This is a genomic window from Bradyrhizobium sp. T-1, from assembly GCF_053592855.1.
The window spans coordinates 6,601,525-6,619,114 of the sequence record NZ_CM132115.1; the positions used below are offsets into that span (position 1 = coordinate 6,601,525).

Annotated in this window: 14 protein-coding genes; 7 read left to right on the forward strand and 7 right to left on the reverse strand. The window is 65.0% G+C overall.

Annotated elements, in window-relative coordinates; all coding sequences use genetic code 11:
• Positions 1–9 precede the first annotated feature (9 nt).
• From ygfZ to ACWAT4_RS31695, 6 genes are all read left to right on the forward strand, one after another.
• Positions 10–891 carry a CAF17-like 4Fe-4S cluster assembly/insertion protein YgfZ gene (ygfZ, locus tag ACWAT4_RS31670; protein ID WP_449728952.1) on the forward strand — a complete coding sequence of 294 codons (882 nt, stop codon included), beginning with the start codon at positions 10–12 and terminating at the stop codon, positions 889–891.
• Positions 888–1,514 (forward strand): DNA-3-methyladenine glycosylase I, encoded by a 627-nt coding sequence (locus ACWAT4_RS31675; protein WP_449728953.1) that lies wholly within the window; start codon positions 888–890, stop codon positions 1,512–1,514. Before ygfZ ends, ACWAT4_RS31675 begins: the two co-directional genes overlap by 4 nt.
• Positions 1,511–2,125: a YfbR-like 5'-deoxynucleotidase gene (locus tag ACWAT4_RS31680; protein WP_212297619.1), complete on the forward strand. Its 615-nt coding sequence runs from the start codon at positions 1,511–1,513 to the stop codon at positions 2,123–2,125. Before ACWAT4_RS31675 ends, ACWAT4_RS31680 begins: the two co-directional genes overlap by 4 nt.
• Positions 2,126–2,252: 127 nt before the next feature.
• A complete protein-coding gene (locus ACWAT4_RS31685; protein ID WP_212297618.1) occupies positions 2,253–2,759 on the forward strand; it encodes a tyrosine phosphatase family protein in 507 nt (168 codons plus the stop codon).
• 19 nt (positions 2,760–2,778) lie between these two features.
• Entirely contained in the window at positions 2,779–3,741 is a 963-nt protein-coding gene (locus ACWAT4_RS31690; RefSeq protein WP_449728954.1) for an NUDIX hydrolase, read from the forward strand.
• A gap of 46 nt (positions 3,742–3,787) precedes the next feature.
• The gene (locus ACWAT4_RS31695; RefSeq protein WP_449728955.1) at positions 3,788–6,487 is read left to right on the forward strand and encodes a DUF2339 domain-containing protein; all 2,700 of its coding nucleotides are present in this window, start codon (positions 3,788–3,790) and stop codon (positions 6,485–6,487) included.
• 65 nt (positions 6,488–6,552) lie between these two features.
• Here the strand turns inward: ACWAT4_RS31695 and ACWAT4_RS31700 are convergent, their stop codons facing one another.
• The 7 genes from ACWAT4_RS31700 to ACWAT4_RS31730 all read right to left on the reverse strand — a co-directional run bounded on the left by ACWAT4_RS31700 (position 6,553) and on the right by ACWAT4_RS31730 (position 16,065).
• Complete coding sequence (locus ACWAT4_RS31700) at positions 6,553–8,241, reverse strand: methyl-accepting chemotaxis protein (RefSeq protein ID WP_449728956.1); 1,689 nt, start codon at positions 8,239–8,241, stop codon at positions 6,553–6,555.
• Between the two features lie 279 nt (positions 8,242–8,520).
• Positions 8,521–10,491, reverse strand: coding sequence for a methyl-accepting chemotaxis protein (locus tag ACWAT4_RS31705; RefSeq protein WP_449728957.1), 1,971 nt, complete (start codon positions 10,489–10,491; stop codon positions 8,521–8,523).
• Positions 10,492–10,686: 195 nt separating this feature from the next.
• On the reverse strand, positions 10,687–12,426 hold the full coding sequence (locus ACWAT4_RS31710; RefSeq protein ID WP_449728958.1) for a methyl-accepting chemotaxis protein: 1,740 nt from the start codon (positions 12,424–12,426) through the stop codon (positions 10,687–10,689).
• 203 nt (positions 12,427–12,629) lie between these two features.
• Positions 12,630–12,896, reverse strand: coding sequence for a DUF6894 family protein (locus tag ACWAT4_RS31715; protein ID WP_212297612.1), 267 nt, complete (start codon positions 12,894–12,896; stop codon positions 12,630–12,632).
• Between the two features lie 166 nt (positions 12,897–13,062).
• A complete protein-coding gene (locus tag ACWAT4_RS31720; RefSeq protein WP_212297611.1) occupies positions 13,063–13,668 on the reverse strand; it encodes a hypothetical protein in 606 nt (201 codons plus the stop codon).
• Positions 13,669–13,782: 114 nt separating this feature from the next.
• Complete coding sequence (gene acuI, locus ACWAT4_RS31725; RefSeq protein WP_449728959.1) at positions 13,783–14,769, reverse strand: acrylyl-CoA reductase (NADPH); 987 nt, start codon at positions 14,767–14,769, stop codon at positions 13,783–13,785.
• A gap of 42 nt (positions 14,770–14,811) precedes the next feature.
• Positions 14,812–16,065, reverse strand: a complete 1,254-nt coding sequence (locus ACWAT4_RS31730; protein ID WP_449728960.1) for an MFS transporter — start codon at positions 16,063–16,065, stop codon at positions 14,812–14,814.
• Positions 16,066–16,393: 328 nt separating this feature from the next.
• On the opposite strand from ACWAT4_RS31730, the gene nadA reads away from it, so the two are divergent.
• On the forward strand, positions 16,394–17,497 hold the full coding sequence (nadA, locus tag ACWAT4_RS31735; RefSeq protein ID WP_449728961.1) for a quinolinate synthase NadA: 1,104 nt from the start codon (positions 16,394–16,396) through the stop codon (positions 17,495–17,497).
• Positions 17,498–17,590 lie beyond the last annotated feature (93 nt).

A 17,590-nucleotide genomic window follows, 5' to 3' on the forward strand; every position in this document is an offset into this window, starting at 1 on the left:
GATTTTCGCATGAAATCAGCGTTTCTTCCCGACCGGGGCGTGATCAAGGTCGCGGGCGAGGATGCGCGCAACTTCCTCAACGGCCTCATCACCACCGATGTCGACAGGCTCAAGCCGGGCCTGGGGCGATTCGGCGCGCTGCTGACGCCGCAGGGCAAGATCATCGTGGATTTCCTGATCACGGAAGCACCCGCGGGCCATGGCGGCGGGTTCCTGATCGACTGCCCGAAACCGCTGGCAGAGAACCTCGCCACCAAGCTGAAGTTCTACAAGCTGCGCGCCAAGGTCACGGTGGAAAACCTGTCCGACGATCTCGGCGTGCTCGCGGCCTGGGACGGCCAGCCCACAGCGCAGCCGGACCTCGCCTTCGCCGATCCGCGCCATGCCGAGCTCGGCACTCGCATCTTGATCCCCGAGGATCTCAAGCAGAAATTGTCCGATCTGATCGGTGCCGAGCTGGTCGATGCGACCGACTATGAGGCGCACCGGATCGCACTCGGCGTGCCGCGCGGCGGACTCGATTTCATGTACAGCGATGCGTTCCCGCACGAGACCAACATGGATCGCCTCGCCGGCGTCGATTTCGACAAGGGCTGCTATGTCGGCCAGGAGGTCGTCTCGCGCATGCAGCATCGCGGCACTGCGCGCACCCGCAGCGTCAAGGTGCTGCTCGATGATCTCTCGCCGGAGACCGGCGTCAGTGTCATGGCCGGCGACAAGCAGGTCGGCACGATGGGCTCATCGGCGAAAGGAAAGGGCATCGCTCTGGTGCGCATCGACCGCGTTGCGGACGCGCTGGATGCCGGCCAGCCGCTCACCGCCGGCGGCCTCGCCGTGAGGTTGGCAGACCCCGATGTCGTTCGCATTCCCGCAAAGCAGACCATCGCATGAGCCGTGCTCCCCGCCTGCATCCCGACGGAAAGACCCGCTGCCCCTGGCCCGGCGAAGATCCGCTCTACGTCGCCTATCACGACACCGAATGGGGCGTGCCTGAATATGATGACCGCGCGCTCTATGAAAAGCTGATCCTCGACGGTTTTCAGGCCGGGCTGTCCTGGATCACGATCCTGCGCAAACGCGACAATTTCCGCAAAGCATTCGACGATTTCCAGCCGGAGAAGATCGCGCGCTACAACGACAGGAAGGTCCACGCGCTGATGAACGACGTCGGCATCGTGCGCAACCGCGCCAAGATCGACGGCGCGATCCTGAGCGCGAAGTCCTATCTCGACATCATGGAGAAAGGCCCCGGCTTCTCAAAGCTGCTGTGGGACTTCATGGACGGCAGGCCCAAGGTCAACAATTTCAAGACCACGGCAAGCGTGCCGGCATCGACGCCGCTTTCGGTGCAGATCTCCAAGGAGCTGTCCTCGCGCGGCTTCAAATTCGTCGGCCCGACCATCGTCTATGCCTTCATGCAAGCGACCGGCATGGTCAACGACCATCTCGTCGACTGCCACTGCCACGCGACCTGCAGCAAGCTGCAGCGCAAGCCGCGCCTCAAGGCCAAATGACGGCCAAGAAGACCGCACGCGCAACGGAGTCCCGCGCCTGGCAGCGCATGCTGTCGGGCCGGCGGCTCGACCTGCTTGATCCGTCTCCGCTCGATGTCGAGATCGCCGACATCGCCCATGGGCTGGCGCGCGTCGCGCGCTGGAACGGGCAGACCACCGGCGCGCATATCTTCTCGGTGGCGCAGCACACGCTGCTGGTGGAAACCGTGCTGCGGCACGAGATGCCGCGCGTCGACCAGCGCATCCGGCTCGCAGCCCTGCTGCACGATGCGCCCGAATACGTGATCGGCGACATGATCTCGCCATTCAAGGCCGTGCTCGACGGTCATTACAAGGCGGTGGAGAAGCGCCTGCTCGGCGCCATCCACATCCGCTTCGGCCTGCCGCCGATGCTGCCGGAGGAGATCACGCTGGCGATCAAGGCCGCCGATCGCGGCGCGGCCTACCTGGAGGCGACCGAGCTTGCCGGCTTTAGCGAGAGCGAGGCCAAGCGCCTGTTCGGCAAGGATCCCGGCCTCTCCGACAGCGTCCGGCGCGACTATCTGACGCCCTGGACGGCGGCACGGGCCGAGAAGCAGTTTTTGGAACGATTTGGCGCAGTGTTTGCGTAAGGTCTCGTAGGGTAGGCAAAGGCGCGAAGCGCCGCCCACCAACCGTTCGCGTTTGCGACAAAAGTGGTGGGCACGCTTCGCTTTGCCCACCGTACGGCGGTTGTTATAATCCCCAAAAAGGTCCGCCATGATCCACGTCTGTTCGCTCGCCGCCCTTCCCGAAACCGTCCGCCGCACCGGGGCCAGCCATGTGCTGACCGTGATGGCCAATGTCGAGCAGGTGGCGCGGCCGGTGTCGGTTCTCCCTGCCAATCATCTCAAGGTGTCGATGGACGACATCACCGAGGAGATGGATGGCTTTGTCGCGCCCTCCGAGGCGCATATCGACCAGGTGCTGAATTTCGTGCGCGGCTGGGACCGCGGCGCGCCCCTGGTGGTGCATTGCTATGCCGGCATCAGCCGCTCCACGGCGAGCGCATTCGCCGCCGTCTGCGCACTCAATCCCAATCGCGACGAGGTCGAGATCGCGAAGAAGATCCGCGCCGCCTCTCCGATCGCCTCGCCGAACCGGCGCATCGTCGGCCTTGCCGACCGTGCGCTGGGGCGCAACGGCCGCATGCTGCGTGCCCTCGACGAGATGGGCCCGGGCGAGATGCTGGTCGAAGGCCGCCCCTTCGTGATCGAGCTCGAATGACATCAGCGATCGTCACCGGATGAGCGAGAAGCTGCTGACGCCGATCGAGATCGGCCTGACTGCTGCGATCGTCGCGATCGAGGATCACGAGCCGCTGGTGCTCACCGCGCGCGGCGGCGACGGGCTCGCGGGCCTGCCGTTCGGCCCGTTCGATGCGCCGAGCCATCGCACCTTCGAGATCGGCCTGCGCGCCTGGGTGGAGGCACAAGCGGGGCTTCGGCTCGGCTATGTCGAGCAGCTCTATACTTTCGGCGACCGCGGCCGCCATGCCGAAGCCGGCGATACCGGCGCGCATATGGTGTCGATCGGCTACCTCGCGCTGACGCGTGCCGCCGAGGGTGCAGCAAATGCGGCGAGCTTCGAGCCCTGGTATCGCTTCTTTCCCTGGGAAGACTGGCGCGAGGCGCCGCCTGCGATCATCGCCCGTGACATCATCCCGGCGCTGACCAAATGGGCCGAGGAGGAGACGCCGGAGACCACGCGCGCATTGCCGCGCAGGGATCGCGTGCGGTTCTATTTCGGCCTCGAAGGGGCGGCCTGGGACGAGGAGCGCGTGCTCGACCGCTATGAGCTGCTGTACGAGGCCGGCCTCGTCGACGAGGCGCGGCGCGACGGCCGGCCAGCGGCACTGGCGCGCACGGCGCTGCCCGCGCTTGGCACCTCCATGCGGTTCGACCACCGCCGGATCCTCGCCACGGGAATCGCACGGCTGCGCGCAAAGCTGAAGTATCGCCCTGTGGTGTTTGAACTTTTGCCCGCCGAGTTCACACTCACTGAGTTGCAGTACACGGTCGAGGCGATCTCCGGCCGGCACCTGCACAAGCAGAATTTCCGCCGCCTGGTCGAAACCGAAGCCTTGGTCGAACCGACCGGCGTGATGTCGACACAGACGGGCGGGAGACCGGCGGCGCTCTATCGCTTCCGCCGCGACGTGCTCCAGGAGCGACCCGCGCCGGGCTTGCGCGTACGCTCCCGGCGCTAGATCAAGATTGCGCTCGGCCCCTGCCCGCCGATCGCCAGGAGGCCCAATGCTCGACGCCCCGTTCGACGTTTTTGCGGTGATGATTGCGATCGTCGCGTTCCTGATCGCGCTGAAGGCGTCGAATCAGGCAACCGAGTTGCGCCGACGGCTGGGCTCGCTGGAGGCCGCATTGCAGGCGCAGCGACAGATTCAGCCGCCGCCGCTGCTGCCCTTGCAGGAGCAGGCGAGCACGCCCGCGGCAGAGCCGCCGCCGCTTGCGCCAGAATCCGAAGCCGAGGCCGCACCGCCTCCGCTCGTCACCGAAGAGGTTTCGCCGCCTCCGCTCGAAGCCAGCACCGAAGCCGAAGCGCCACCGCCGCCGCCCGCCCCGGCACCCGGTTTCGAAGAGCGGCTCGGCACGCGCTGGGTGGTGTGGATCGGCGGCCTTGCGCTCGCGCTCGGCGGCTTCTTCATGGTGCGCTATTCGATCGAGGCCGGCCTGCTCGGCCCCGGCGTGCGCGTGTTCCTCGGCGGCTTGTTCGCAGTCGCGCTGCTCGGCGCCGGCGAATGGACGCGGCGCAAGGAGAGCATCTCCACCATCGAAGCCTTGCCGATCGCCAACATTCCCGCGATTCTCACCGCGGCCGGGACCGCGGTTGCGTTCGCCACAGTGTACGCGGCCTACGCGCTCTATGGCTTCCTCGTGCCTGCAACCGCCTTCGTGCTGCTCGGCATCGTCGCGATGGGTACGCTCGCGGCCGCATTGCTGCACGGGCCGGCGCTCGCGGGCCTCGGCGTCGTCGGCGCCTTCGCGACGCCAGTGCTCGTCTCCAGCGGCAAGCCGGATTATTGGGCGCTCTATGTCTATCTCGCCATCGTCACCGCCGCGAGCTTTGGACTCGCCCGCATTCGGCTGTGGCGCTGGCTCGCGGTAACGACGATCGTCTTCGCCGTGCTCTGGATCTTCCCGGGCCTCGATACCGGTGACCTGCACGTCGCGCCGCATGCGTTCCACGTGATCGCCGGCTTCGTGCTCGCCGCATTGCTCGTGGTCTGCGGCTTCATGTTCGGCCCGACCATCGAGGACGGACAGATCGAGCCGGTGTCGTCGAGCGCGCTCGGCGCCTATCTGTTCGGCGCGATGCTGATCGTGCTGTCGAGCGGACATGCCGATCTCGCGTTGATCGCCTTCACGCTGCTCGTTGCGGCGACGCTGTTCGTCGCCTGGCGCGCGGAGGCTGCCGGCGGCGCGCTGGGTGCCGCGGCTGCGACCGTATTCATCGTGTTCGCCGAATGGGCCGTGCGGGCCAATCCCGACATGCTGGTGCTGCCGGGCGGCGCCATGCCCGGCATCACGCCGGCCGCCACCGACAGCGCGGTGACGCTGCATCTGGTGATGGCCGCGATCTTCGCCGCCGGCTTCGGCATCGCGGGCTTCTTCGCGCAAGGGCGATCGAATTCGGCGATCATTCCCGTGGTGTGGTCAGCGGCGGGTGTCGCCACGCCGATCGCGATCCTGGTCGCGCTCTACGCCCGCATCGCCCATCTCGACCGTTCGATCCCGTTCGCGATCCTCGCGGTGCTGCTCGCAGCCGCCTTTGGCGCGGCCACGGAAACGCTGACCCGCCGCGAAATGCGGCCGGGCCTTGCGATCTCGACGGCCCTGTTTGCGACCGGCACGCTCGGTGCGCTGGCCTTGGCGCTGACCTTCGCGCTGGAGAAGGGCTGGCTCACCATCGCGCTGGCGCTGATGTCGCTCGGCACCGCCTGGATTGCGATGCAGCGGCCGATCCCGTTCCTGCGCTGGCTCGCCGCAATCTTCGCCGGCATCGTCACCGCGCGCGTCGGCTACGATCCGCGCATCGTCGGCGACGCCGTCGGCACCACGCCGATCTTCAATTGGCTGTTGTGGGGCTATGGACTGCCGGCGGCCTCGTTCTGGGCGGCGAGCATCTACCTGCGCCGCCGCGGCGACGACGCGCCACTGCGCATGGTGGAGACGGCGGCGATCCTGTTCACCGCGCTGCTCGCCTTCATGGAGGTCCGCCATCTCGCAACCGGCGGCGACATGATCGCGGCGCCGTCACTGCTCGAAGCCGGCTTGCAGGTCTGCGTGGCGCTGGCCATGGCGATCGGGCTGGAGCGGCTGCGGCTGCGCAGCCACAGCATCGTGCACAATGTCGGCGCGGTCGTGCTCACCGCGATCGCCGGCCTCATCAGCGTGTTCGGCCTTCTGATCCTGGAAAACCCGCTGCTGTGGCATATCGATGTCGGCGGCGCCGTGTTCAACCTGCTACTGCTCGGTTACGCGCTCCCGGCAGTGCTCATGCTGCTGCTCGCCTATGCGGTGGCCGCCGAGCGCGGGAAGGTCTATGCCAACACGATCGCGGGCGCGGCGCTCGTGTTTGCGCTGGCTTACGTCACGCTGGAGATCCGCCGCTTCTATCACGGCCCGTTCCTCGTCAACGGCGAGACCACGGGAGCCGAGCAGTACACCTACTCGATCGGCTGGCTCGCCTTTGGCGTCGTGCTGCTCGGCATCGGCATAACGGTCAACTCCGAGCGGGCACGGCTGGCCTCTGCCGCCGTGATCGCACTGACGATCCTGAAGGCCTTCGCGATCGACATGTCGACACTCACAGGCGTCTACCGCGCATTGTCGTTCATGTGCCTCGGTATCGTGCTGGTCGCCATCGGCTGGCTCTACCAGCGGATCCTGTTTCGGCGGCAAGTAACGCCGCCGCCGGCTCCGCAGGCACAAGCGTAAGAGGCCGTCGAGCTTTCACCTCTTCCCGTCGGGGAGAGGTGAAAACAAGCTCGACCGCTCGCTTTCTAGGCCGCGCGGACCGACTCCAGGAACTGCGCGACCTCGACCTTGAGACGGGTGCTGTCGGTCGCCAGCGACTTCGCCGCCGAGAGCACCTGCGTCGAGGCCGAACCGGTCTCGACCGCGCCGCGCTGGACGTCGGTGATGTTCATCGAGACTTCCTGCGTGCCGACCGAGGCCTGCTGGACGTTGCGCGAGATCTCCTGCGTCGCCGCACCCTGCTCCTCGACCGCGGCGGCAATGGCCGCCGACACCTCGGACAGCCGCTCGATGGTGCCGCCGATTTCCTGAATGGCACTGACGGATTCCTGCGTCGCGGCCTGAATGCCCGAGACCTGCGCCCCGATCTCGCCGGTTGCCTTCGCGGTCTGCTCGGCCAGCGCCTTCACCTCGGAAGCAACGACGGCAAAGCCGCGGCCGGCTTCGCCCGCGCGCGCCGCCTCGATGGTGGCGTTCAGCGCCAGCAGGTTGGTCTGGCCCGCAATGGTGTTGATGAGCTCGACGACGTCGCCAATGCGAGAGGCGGCCTGCGACAACGCATTGACCCGGTCGTTGGTCCGCGCCGCCTGGTCGACGGCTTCCGCGGCCATCCGCGCCGAATCCTGCACGCGGCGGCTGATCTCGGTGATCGACGATGACAGCTCCTCCGAAGCGGATGCCACGGCCTGGACGTTGGTGGAGGCTTCCTCGGACGCGGCGGCGACGACGGTCGCAAGCTCCTGCCCGCGTTGCGCAGTATTGGTCAGCGTCGTCGCGGAGGCCTCGAGCTCGGTCGAGGCCGCTGACACGGTGCCGACGACTTCGCCGATCATCGCTTCGAATTTGCGGGTGATGGCGTCGACGCGGCGGCCGCGTTCGATCTTGGCTTCGGCGTCGGCCGCGGCCGCCTCATCGGCGGCCCGCTTGGCGATCAGCGCTTCCTTGAAGATCTGGAGCGCGTCCGCCATCGAGCCGATCTCTGTCTTCTCGCCGCGATGCGGCACGTCGGCCGAGAGGTCGCCCTCGCCGAGCGACTGCATCGGCTTGATGATCGAGGCAATGCCGCGAGACACATCGCGCACGAGATAATAGGCCGCACCGATCGCGATCACGACCGAGAGCACGATGATGCCGACCAGCACGCGGAAGATGGTCGCGTAGCTATCAGCCGCCTGCGTGGTCTCGATCTCGGCACCACGGTTGTTGAGCTCGATGCCCTTCTGCAGCAGCGGATCGGCCGCCTGGGCCATCTTCGCGACCTTGGTCTGCAGCATCTCGTTGGCTTCAGTCGGGAACTTGCCGGGGCTCTTGCGCGACAGCGCCATCACGTCCTGCACGCCGTTCAGATACTCGGCCCACGCCTTGGTCCATTGCTCATAGAGCGAGCGTTCCTCGGCGCTGGTGATCAGCGGTTCGTAGACCTTGCGGGTCTGATCGATACGGGCCTGCAGCGAGGCGAGGCGCTTCTCGGCGGCTTCCTTGCACTCGGGGGTGTCCTGCATCAGGTGCAGGCGCAGCGCGACGCGCAGCTCGTTGATGTCCGCACGCATCGAGCCGAGCGCGCGCACGCTTGGCAACCAGCTCTCTGCGATCTCGACGGTATGGGAATTGATGTTCTGCATCGTGCCGATCGCGACAACGCCGACGCCGGCGAGCGAGAGCACGAGGACCGACAACACGGTCAGAAGCTTGAAGACGATCGACAATTTCGACATCACGACAAATCCCGATGATACCCAAACGCGCCAGTCGCCCGCGTCGCAACCGCCGCGGCCGACGGCGGCGCGGACGTCATTCCAACAGTGCTGGCTGGTTCTTATCCGGTAAGATTCTGCCCATAGTCGCAAACACCCGTTAACAGGAGCCTAGTGAAACTACTGAATTCGCCGTCGATGAGGTTGCCTGCTTGCAACCATTTGTTGCAGAGCAGCAGATGTCACCCGACGTCACACCAGCGCACCGCCGAATGCGGCTCGAACAAATCAGTGAAGTCCTCAGGCCGCCCGCACCGAATCCAGGAAACGTGCGACCTCGCTCTTCAGCCGGTTGCTCTCCTGCGACAGCGATTGTGCTGCCGAATGCACCTGGGCCGAGGCAGCCCCGGTCTCGCCCGCCCCCCGCTGGACCTCGCCGATATTTGCCGACACGCCCGAGGTGCCTTGCGCGGCATGCTGGATGTTACGGGAGATCTCCTGGGTCGCTGCGCCCTGCTCCTCGACCGCAGCGGCGATGGTCGACGAGATCTCCGACATCCGCGCGATAGTGTCGCCGATCTCCTTGATCGCTCCGACGGAGTCTTCGGTCGCCGATTGGATCGCGCCGATGTGCTGACCGATCTCACCCGTGGCTTTCGCGGTCTGCTCGGCGAGCGCCTTCACCTCGGTCGCGACCACGGCAAAGCCCCTGCCGGCCTCGCCCGCCCGCGCCGCCTCAATGGTCGCGTTGAGCGCCAGGAGATTGGTCTGGGCGGCGATGGTGTTGATCAATTCGACCACGTCGCCGATGCGGGAGGCAGCCTTCGTCAATTCGGCGACGCGCGCATTGGTGCGTTGGGCCTGCCCGACCGCGATATCGGCGACGCGCGCCGATTCCTGCACCTGGCGACCGATCTCGGAGATCGAGGAGGTCATTTCCTCGCTCGCCGACGACACCGATTGCACGTTCGCCGACGCCTCCTCCGAGGCTGCCGCCACGGCGGCCGCAAGCCCGTTGCCGCGCTCGGCGGCCTGCGTCAGCGTGTTGGATGAGGCCTCGAGCTCGGTAGCCGCCGACGACACGGTCTCGATGATCTCGCCAACAGCGCCTTCGAAACCATCGGCAAGCCGCTTCATGTCTACCATGCGCTGCTCGCGCCCGCGCGCATCGGCTTCGGCCTGTTCAGCGCGCAGCCGCTCGGCCTCCATCATGTTGGTCCTGAACACCTCAACCGCGCCGGCCATCTCGCCGATCTCGTCCTTGCGACCGACGCCGGGGACGACGATGGAGAGTTCGCCGCGTGCAAGACGCGTCATCACATCGACCATGCCGGACAGCGCCTTTGAGATCGAACGTCCGAGCAGCAGGCCGATCACCGCCAGCACCACCACGGTGATGAGGAAGGCAATTATCATCCGCAGCCGTACCGCGTCGCGGGTCGCGGCCTCGGTTGCGTCAGCCTGCTTGTACATGGCGTCGACTGCGGTCCGCACCTCGGCCATCACAGGCTCGACCTCACGAAAGGTCTTCATCATGGCGGCGTCGAGAGCCGCACTCTGTTGCGCGGTCTCGGCCCATGCCGCGAACTCGGACTGGTATCTCCGGAGCTTCGCCGTGATGTCGTTCATCACGGGTGTAGGGACTGCGACGACCTCTATCGCCTTGGAGAATTCAGCCGCGGCCTTCTTCAGTTCAGCAATGTATTTTGGGTCACGCCGCAGCATGAAATCCTTCTCGTGCCGGCGCATCATCAGCATCCAGCTCGTCGACCTGGGATCGTCGACCTCCTTCAGCTTCGCTTCGATGTCATGCACCGCGGAGCGGAGCGAGCCGGACAGGCCGAGCGTCTCGCTCAGCCCCAGCCTGGTCTCGGCAGCAACCAACGCGTTGAAATCCGCAGTGTAGCGCTTGAAGCCCTCCTGGGCCTGCTTGGTCTTGTCGAACAGAGCGACCATACCGCCGCCCGCCATCAGCCGCTCGACCTCGTCGAATTCGCGATTGATTGGACCAACCAACTCGGCATGCGCCTTGGCGTAGCTCTCATTGCGACGCTGCTGAAAATTCTTCTCGTTGCGACGAGCCTCCAGCATCTCGATCGAAATCTGCTTGTTGATATCGGCGATCGCGCGAGCGCGGTTGGCCACGTCGCGGGAGGCGTCCTGGGAGAGGCTGCCCATCTCATAGATCGCGCCAAAGGCGACCAGGCCGACAAGACCGAAGAGTCCGATCGCCATCACCTTGTGGGTCAGACGGATGGAAAGGCCGCTCATGAAAGGTGCTCCAAAAACTTCAAGGCGCAATACGGATGGACGAATCAACGCCCCGGAATATTGCGGAGATCATGTCTGCGTCACTTTTCCGGAAGGTTAACCCTGCATCGCATTCGTCGCGGTGCCGCAATATGGTTGCGAGCAAACGCCACACCGTACGAGGTTGCGAGCTCGTGCCTATTGGGCATGCCGCAGTCAGGCCGCGCGCACGGTCTCGAGGAATTTGCCGACCTCGAGCTTCAGTCGGCTGCTGTCAGTGGACAACATCTGTGCAGCCGACAACACCTGCGAAGACGCAGATCCAGTCTCGCTTGCGCCGCGCTGCACTTCGGTGATGTTGGACGAGACCTGATGCGTGCCGTGTGCGGCCTGCTGCACGTTGCGTGAAATTTCCTGCGTGGCTGCGCCCTGCTCTTCCACGGCGGCCGCGATGGTCGAGGAGATCTCGGACAGCCTCTCGATGGTATCACTGATGTCCTTGATGGCGCCGACCGATTCCTGCGTGGCCGCCTGGATGCCGGAGATCTGCTGGCCGATCTCGCCGGTCGCCTTCGCCGTCTGTTCGGCGAGCGCCTTGACCTCCGAAGCGACGACGGCAAATCCCTTGCCGGCCTCTCCGGCGCGCGCCGCTTCGATCGTGGCGTTGAGCGCCAGGAGATTGGTCTGGCCCGCGATGGTGTTGATCAGCTCGACCACGTCGCCGATGCGCGTCGCCGCCTTGGACAGTTCGCTGACGCGCTCGGTCGTGGTGCGGGCCTGACCGACGGCCTCGCTGGCGACGCGCGCGGATTCCTGCACTTGACGGCTGATTTCGGTGATCGAGGACGACAGCTCCTCGGTTGCGGAGGCCACCGACTGCACATTGGTGGAGGCTTCCTCCGAGGCCGCTGCCACCACGGTGGTGAGCTGCTGCGTGCGCTCGGCAGTCGAGGTCAGCGTCGTGGCGGACGCTTCGAGCTCGGTCGAGGCCGACGATACCGTGCCGACGATCTCACCCACAGCGCCTTCGAAGCTGTCGGCGAGCCTGCGCATCTCCGCCTTGCGCTGCTCGGCCGCGAGTTGATCCTGCCGCATCTTGGCTTCCGCTTCCTCGCGCGCCTTCTGCTCGGACAAGATCTTGAATTTCTCGACGGCACCGGCAACCTCGCCGACCTCATCCCTGCGGCCGAGTCCCGGCAGCACCACGGAGAAGTCGCCCCCGGCGAGCTTCTCCATCGCGACCGTCAGCGCACGCATGGGCCGCGCGATGCTGAAGACGGAGAAGATGCAGGCACCGATCAGGAGCAGCGCGACCAGCACGCCGGTGACGAACGACGTCCGCGCGACGGAGGAGGCCTCTGCTTCCGCCGCAGCGCGAGCATCGGCGCTACTCTGCTTGGCAAAGTTGGTGATCTGGTCGGCCAGCACGGAGATCTCGTCGTTGATCGGCACCAGCATTTCTCTGCGGACGCGGTCAACTTCGGCAGTCAGCTTGGCCAATTGTGCGGCCGCTTCGCCGTCCTTCTTCACGTCGATCGCGAGTTGCTGCTTGCGGATCGATTCGATCTGCTGCTGCCCTTTGCCGAAATCACCGACTAGCGCCGTCAGGCGATCGATCCGCTTGCGGTTTTCCGCCGAGCGCGAGAGCCTGGCCATTTCTGCCCCGAACTGCAGCGCTGACTTCTGCCGGTCGTTGAAATAGGTGACTGCCTTCTGCAACTCTGCCGGGGAGGACGATGTCAGGATGTCGCGAATGCCGATCTGCATTCCCCGCACCGAGGCCTTCGCGTCGGTGGCGTTGATCGCAATGATCTGCTGCTGCGATGCTGCCGCTCCAAGTGCCTGAACCTCGGCACTCCCGTTCATCTGGAGGAAGATCATCAGCGCCACGAGGCCGATGGTCAGCACCGAGGTGACGGCGAGCTTGGTGCCAATTCGCAAGTTTTGAATGAACATAATTGCAATATTCCCCGGGTCAGCTTTGCGGCGGCGAAGGCGTAAACGGCCAGGGAAGGCTAACCGGCAGGTTGCTCATTAACGTTAAGCGCGGACGTTCGCCGGGTAGGTAGAATTACGGAAATGCTGCTCAAGCCGCCCAATTTTCACAGCTGTCACGTGCAAAGAACCGCCATTTCGCGGATTTGCAGAGGCAGCGTTCGTTAACGCCGGCCGGCATTTGCATCCGTATCAGCGCAGCACAAGGCCTCGCCGACCAGGCTGATGCGAAACACCGGCTCCTTGTTCTCGTCGAGCAACTCCATGCTCCACTTCGCATTCGGCTTCAGATTGCGTGCGATACTGCCGAGCAGATTGGCGCAGACCTCGGTCATCTCGGTCCATGCGGCGGCGCGATCCTCGAACTCGTAGGGCTGGTCGGCGGCGCCGGAATAGCGGCCGGTGCTGATGCGAAAGAAATACAGCGACATCGTAGAACCCTTGCGTAGGGACCGCCCCCCGGCCGTCACGCAAGCTGGGGGGCGAGTCGCTACCAAGGCATAAAAACCGCGGGCCGTATGATTACGGCGCGCGGCTTCGCGTGCGATACATTCGTCAAAGGCAGGTAAATTGCGTGCGCAGTTTCGCTGCTGCACGTCACTCGGTCGAACGACGCAATTCTAGCGGGCCTTCGTTCTTCGCCGGCTCGGACTTCGCTTCCGACCTCACCGGCTCGATCCGGCTGCTCTCGACCCGAGGCGTCTCGACGCGCGCGGCGACCTCGGTGCTCGATGTGGTGACCGAACCGGTGTGCTCGGGCGCCCGCAGCGAGCGCGGCCGCGCCACGGCGCGCGCCATCAGCATCTGATTGCCGCCCTGATGGTGGAAGTCGCAATAGGCGAAACCCATGCCCGAGACCGAGCCGCGGAAGCTGCGATCGTCGGTCTTTTCCAGGTTGAAACAAGGCTCGAACGGAATGCCCTTGATCGATGCGCAGACATTCTGGCCACGGATCTGGAGCGTGTTGCCGGGCAGGCGGAGATGGCGCACCGGGCCAGAGCCCGAGAACTGCACCGCGCCAGCGGCGCCGAGATCGTCGAGGATACGGCCTGCACCGCGGGTGCCGTCGAAACAGGTGAAAGCGAACACCTTGCCGGCAACGAAACGCCGCGCCTCATCCGCGTTCATACTCCCGGCCAGGGCGATGGCCGGCGCAAACGTCACGACTGCCGTGACAGCCCCCAACACAATACGCGCAAGCATGCTCAACTCCGAACCAAACCCCCGCAGCGGGCGATGCCTTATCTCTTTACCCGCTGCTTACCATACTAACCATGGCGACATTGAAGCAGCTTGGTTGGTAAAGTCTGAACGCCGTTAGACAATTTTTACCACGATGCGGCCGCGGACCGCGCCCGCGAGGATCTTAGCGCCCCATTCCGGAACTTCGTCGAGCGGAATTTCCTTAGTTATTTCAGATAGTTTCGCCCGATCCAGGTCGGAGGCCAGGCGCTGCCAGGCGACCCTTCGCGGCTCGATCGGGCACATCACGGAATCGATGCCAAGAAGGCACACTCCGCGCAAAATGAAGGGTGCGACAGAAGACGGCAGGTCCATGCCGGCGGCCAAACCGCAGGCGGCGATGGCGCCGCCATACTTCGTCATCGACAGCAAATTGGCGAGCGTGGTCGAGCCGACGCTGTCGACGCCACCCGCCCAGCGCTCCTTGGCCAGCGGCTTTGCCGGTGCCGACAGTTCACTACGGTCGATCACCTCAGCGGCGCCGAGGCTCTTCAGATAATCGGCCTCGGACGCGCGGCCGGTGGAGGCGATGACGTGATAGCCGAGCTTGGACAGCACGGCCGTGGCAACCGAGCCGACGCCGCCGGCCGCGCCGGTCACGACAACAGGCCCGCTCTTCGGCGATAGACCGTGCTTCTCCAGCGCCAGCACCGAGAGCATCGCGGTGAAGCCGGCAGTGCCGATCGCCATGGCATCGCGTGCCGACAGGCCCTGCGGCAGAGCGACCAGCCAGTCACCCTTGACCCACGCCTTCTCGGCATAGGCGCCGAGATGGGTCTCGCCCATGCCCCAGCCGGTGCAGACGACCTTGTCGCCCGCCTTCCATTGCGGATGGGACGAGGCTTCGACCGTGCCGGCGAAATCGATGCCGGCGATCATCGGAAAGCGACGCACCACGGGTGCCTTGCCCGTCAGCGCGAGGCCGTCCTTGTAGTTCAGCGTCGACCATTCCACGTGGACGGTGACGTCGCCATCCATCAGCTCGGCTTCGTCGAACTGCGCAAGCTGCGTGGTGGTGCCCTTGTCGGCCTTGTCGATGCGGATCGCCTTGAATGTGGCCACGGCTTGAACTCCCTGACTTGTTCGACCGGGATGTTTAGCCGATCAGGCAGGCTGCGCAACCGCTCGTGCAACGGGCTTCTCCACGATCGGAAGGTTGATCAGCGCCGAGAGGACGCCGAACAGGATCGAGAGCCACCAGATCGGCGTGTAGGAACCGAACTTCTCGAACACGATGCCCCCTAACCAGACACCGAGGAAGCCGCCGACCTGATGGCTGACGAAGGCGAAGCCATAGAGCGTGGCGAGCCACCGCGTGCCGAACATCAACGCCACCAGCGCCGATGTCGGCGGCACCGTCGACAGCCAGGTCAGGCCGGAGACCGCACCGAACGCGATCGCCGAGAACGGCGTGATCGGGAACGAGATGAAGGCGAGCGTCGCCAACGCACGGGTGAGATAGATCGTCGAGAGGATGTAGCGCTTCGGCAGCGAGTTCTGGAGATAACCGACGCTGAGCGAGCCCATGATGTTGAACAGGCCGATCGCCGCGATCACCCAGCCGCCGGTTTGCGTCGAGATGCCGCGGTCGACCAGGAACGCCGGCAGATGCACGGTGATGAAGGCAAGCTGGAAGCCACAGGTGAAGAAGCCGAGCACCAGCAGCACGTAGGAGCGATGGCCGAAAGCCTCCGCGAGCGCCTTCGTGATGGTCTGCTGATCCGCAGGTGTCGAGCTGGCGCTGCCCGCGACCGGCGGCGTCGAAATGGCGAGTGCCAGTGGGATGATCAGCAGCATCAGGAAGCCGAATACGCTGAGCGCCTGCTGCCAACCGAAACTGTCGATCAGCGCCACGCCGATCGGCGCGAACAGGAACTGGCCGAGCGAGCCCGCCGCGGTACCGGCGCCAAGCGCAAGGCCACGCTTCTCGGCCGGCAGGAGTTTCGTGAACGCCGACAGTACCAGGTTGAACGAGCAGCCTGCCAGACCGAAACCAACCATCACGCCCGCGCCGATGTTGAGCGATAACGGCGTCGACGAATAGCGCATCAGCAAGAGGCCGCCGGCATAAAGCAGCGCGCCGACGCACATCACGCGAAACAGGCCGAAGCGATCGGCGACCGCGCCCGCGAATGGCTGGCCCAATCCCCACAACAGATTTTGCACGGCGATGGCGAGGCCGAACACGTCGCGGCCCCAGGCGAACTCATGGCTCATCGGCTGCACGAAGAAGCCCAGCGCCGAGCGCGGACCGAAGCCGAGCATGCCGATGGCGCAGCCGCAGAGGATGATGACGGCCGGCGTGCGCCAGTTGGAGGAATGCGAGGCCGGACCGAGTTCGCCCGCTTGTATCGACATGGTGTTCCTCATCGCCCTTGGCGGATCCGGAATAGGTAACCGCGCGTCCGAGGTTTAATGCAAATGCATGAAACGCCCAAGTCGAAAATGGTTGCGTTCCCTGCGGGGCTGCCGCGGGAGCATTGCGTTTCATCGCGGCCTTTCGCTGGCGTGACTTGACGGGAATGTGTGCGAGGAGACCTAGCGGCGCTGTCCGGGCCGTGTTATGTTCTATTTACTCATATTGAGCATATCTGAGCTCTGAGGACATCCGCCCGGCCTCTCGGCCGGATTTCTCAGGCTTTATATATACTCATATTGAGCATAATTGTTCATATGGGAGGCTACGATGCCGATCACTGGAATTTTCGGTCCCGACGATTTCGCCAATCGGCCGCCGGGGCAAGCGACCGCCGCGCCGGCAGTGCCGGTGCAAACAAAAGCCGTCCTGCCAAGCCCCTCGCTGGAATGGACAAGCGAGGTCGAGCGCGCCACCGCGCCGATCTACGACCGCGTCAAGCATGTGATCCCGCCGATCGAATGGCCGCTGATGGCGCCGACGATTCACGCGATCAATCAGCTGAAGCGGACGCGCAATGCGGTGATCCTCGCGCACAACTACCAGGCGCCGGAGATCTTTCACGGCGTCGCCGATATCGGCGGCGACTCGCTCCAGCTCGCCGTCGAGGCCACCAAGGTGAAGGCCGATGTCATCGTGCAGTGTGGCGTGCACTTCATGGCGGAGACCTCGAAGCTGCTCAATCCGGACAAGACGGTGCTGATCCCGGACTCTCGCGCCGGCTGCTCGCTCGCCGCCAGCATCACCGGCGCCGACGTGCGCCTGCTCCGCGAAAAATTCCCCGGCGTGCCCGTGGTTGCCTATGTCAACACGTCGGCGGAGGTGAAAGCCGAGGTCGACATCTGCTGCACCTCGTCGAACGCGGTGCAAGTGGTGGAGAGCCTCAACGCCCCGAGCGTAATCTTCCTGCCCGATCGCTACCTCGCGACCTATGTGGCCTCGAAGACTGACGTGAAGATCATTGCCTGGAAAGGCGCCTGCGAGGTGCACGAGCGCTTCACGGCCGACGAGCTGCGCGCCTTCCGCGACGCCGATCCCTCCGTGCAGATCATCGCGCACCCCGAATGCCCGCCGGACGTGCTGGCGGAAGCCGACTTCACCGGCTCCACCGCGCACATGATCAACTGGGTCCGCGAGAAGCGTCCGAAGCGCCTCGTGATGATCACGGAATGCTCGATGGCCGACAATGTCCGCGCCGAGCTGCCGGATGTGGAGATGCTGCGTCCCTGCAATCTCTGCCCGCACATGAAGCGCATCACGCTGTCCAATATTTTGGAGAGCCTGCTGACGCTCGGCGAAGAGGTGACGATTGATCCGGCGCTCGCAGAACGGGCGCGGCGTTCGATCGAGCGGATGATCAATCTGAAGAATTGAGGGCGAAATGGCGCAACACGAACAGTGTCGTCCCGGCGAAGGCCGGGACCCATAACCACAGGAAGGTGTGGTTGCGAAGAACAGCGTTACACA

Coding starts and splice junctions, on each gene's coding strand:
- ACWAT4_RS31705 (WP_449728957.1), bottom strand. CDS start 10,491: ATGAGCGGCCTTTCCATCCGTCTGACCCACAAGGTGATGGCGATCGGA.
- ACWAT4_RS31690 (WP_449728954.1), top strand. CDS start 2,779: ATGAGCGAGAAGCTGCTGACGCCGATCGAGATCGGCCTGACTGCTGCG.
- nadA (WP_449728961.1), top strand. CDS start 16,394: ATGCCGATCACTGGAATTTTCGGTCCCGACGATTTCGCCAATCGGCCG.
- ACWAT4_RS31685 (WP_212297618.1), top strand. CDS start 2,253: ATGATCCACGTCTGTTCGCTCGCCGCCCTTCCCGAAACCGTCCGCCGC.
- ACWAT4_RS31695 (WP_449728955.1), top strand. CDS start 3,788: ATGCTCGACGCCCCGTTCGACGTTTTTGCGGTGATGATTGCGATCGTC.
- ACWAT4_RS31680 (WP_212297619.1), top strand. CDS start 1,511: ATGACGGCCAAGAAGACCGCACGCGCAACGGAGTCCCGCGCCTGGCAG.
- ACWAT4_RS31715 (WP_212297612.1), bottom strand. CDS start 12,896: ATGTCGCTGTATTTCTTTCGCATCAGCACCGGCCGCTATTCCGGCGCC.
- ACWAT4_RS31730 (WP_449728960.1), bottom strand. CDS start 16,065: ATGTCGATACAAGCGGGCGAACTCGGTCCGGCCTCGCATTCCTCCAAC.
- ACWAT4_RS31720 (WP_212297611.1), bottom strand. CDS start 13,668: ATGCTTGCGCGTATTGTGTTGGGGGCTGTCACGGCAGTCGTGACGTTT.
- ygfZ (WP_449728952.1), top strand. CDS start 10: ATGAAATCAGCGTTTCTTCCCGACCGGGGCGTGATCAAGGTCGCGGGC.
- ACWAT4_RS31700 (WP_449728956.1), bottom strand. CDS start 8,241: ATGTCGAAATTGTCGATCGTCTTCAAGCTTCTGACCGTGTTGTCGGTC.
- ACWAT4_RS31710 (WP_449728958.1), bottom strand. CDS start 12,426: ATGTTCATTCAAAACTTGCGAATTGGCACCAAGCTCGCCGTCACCTCG.
- ACWAT4_RS31675 (WP_449728953.1), top strand. CDS start 888: ATGAGCCGTGCTCCCCGCCTGCATCCCGACGGAAAGACCCGCTGCCCC.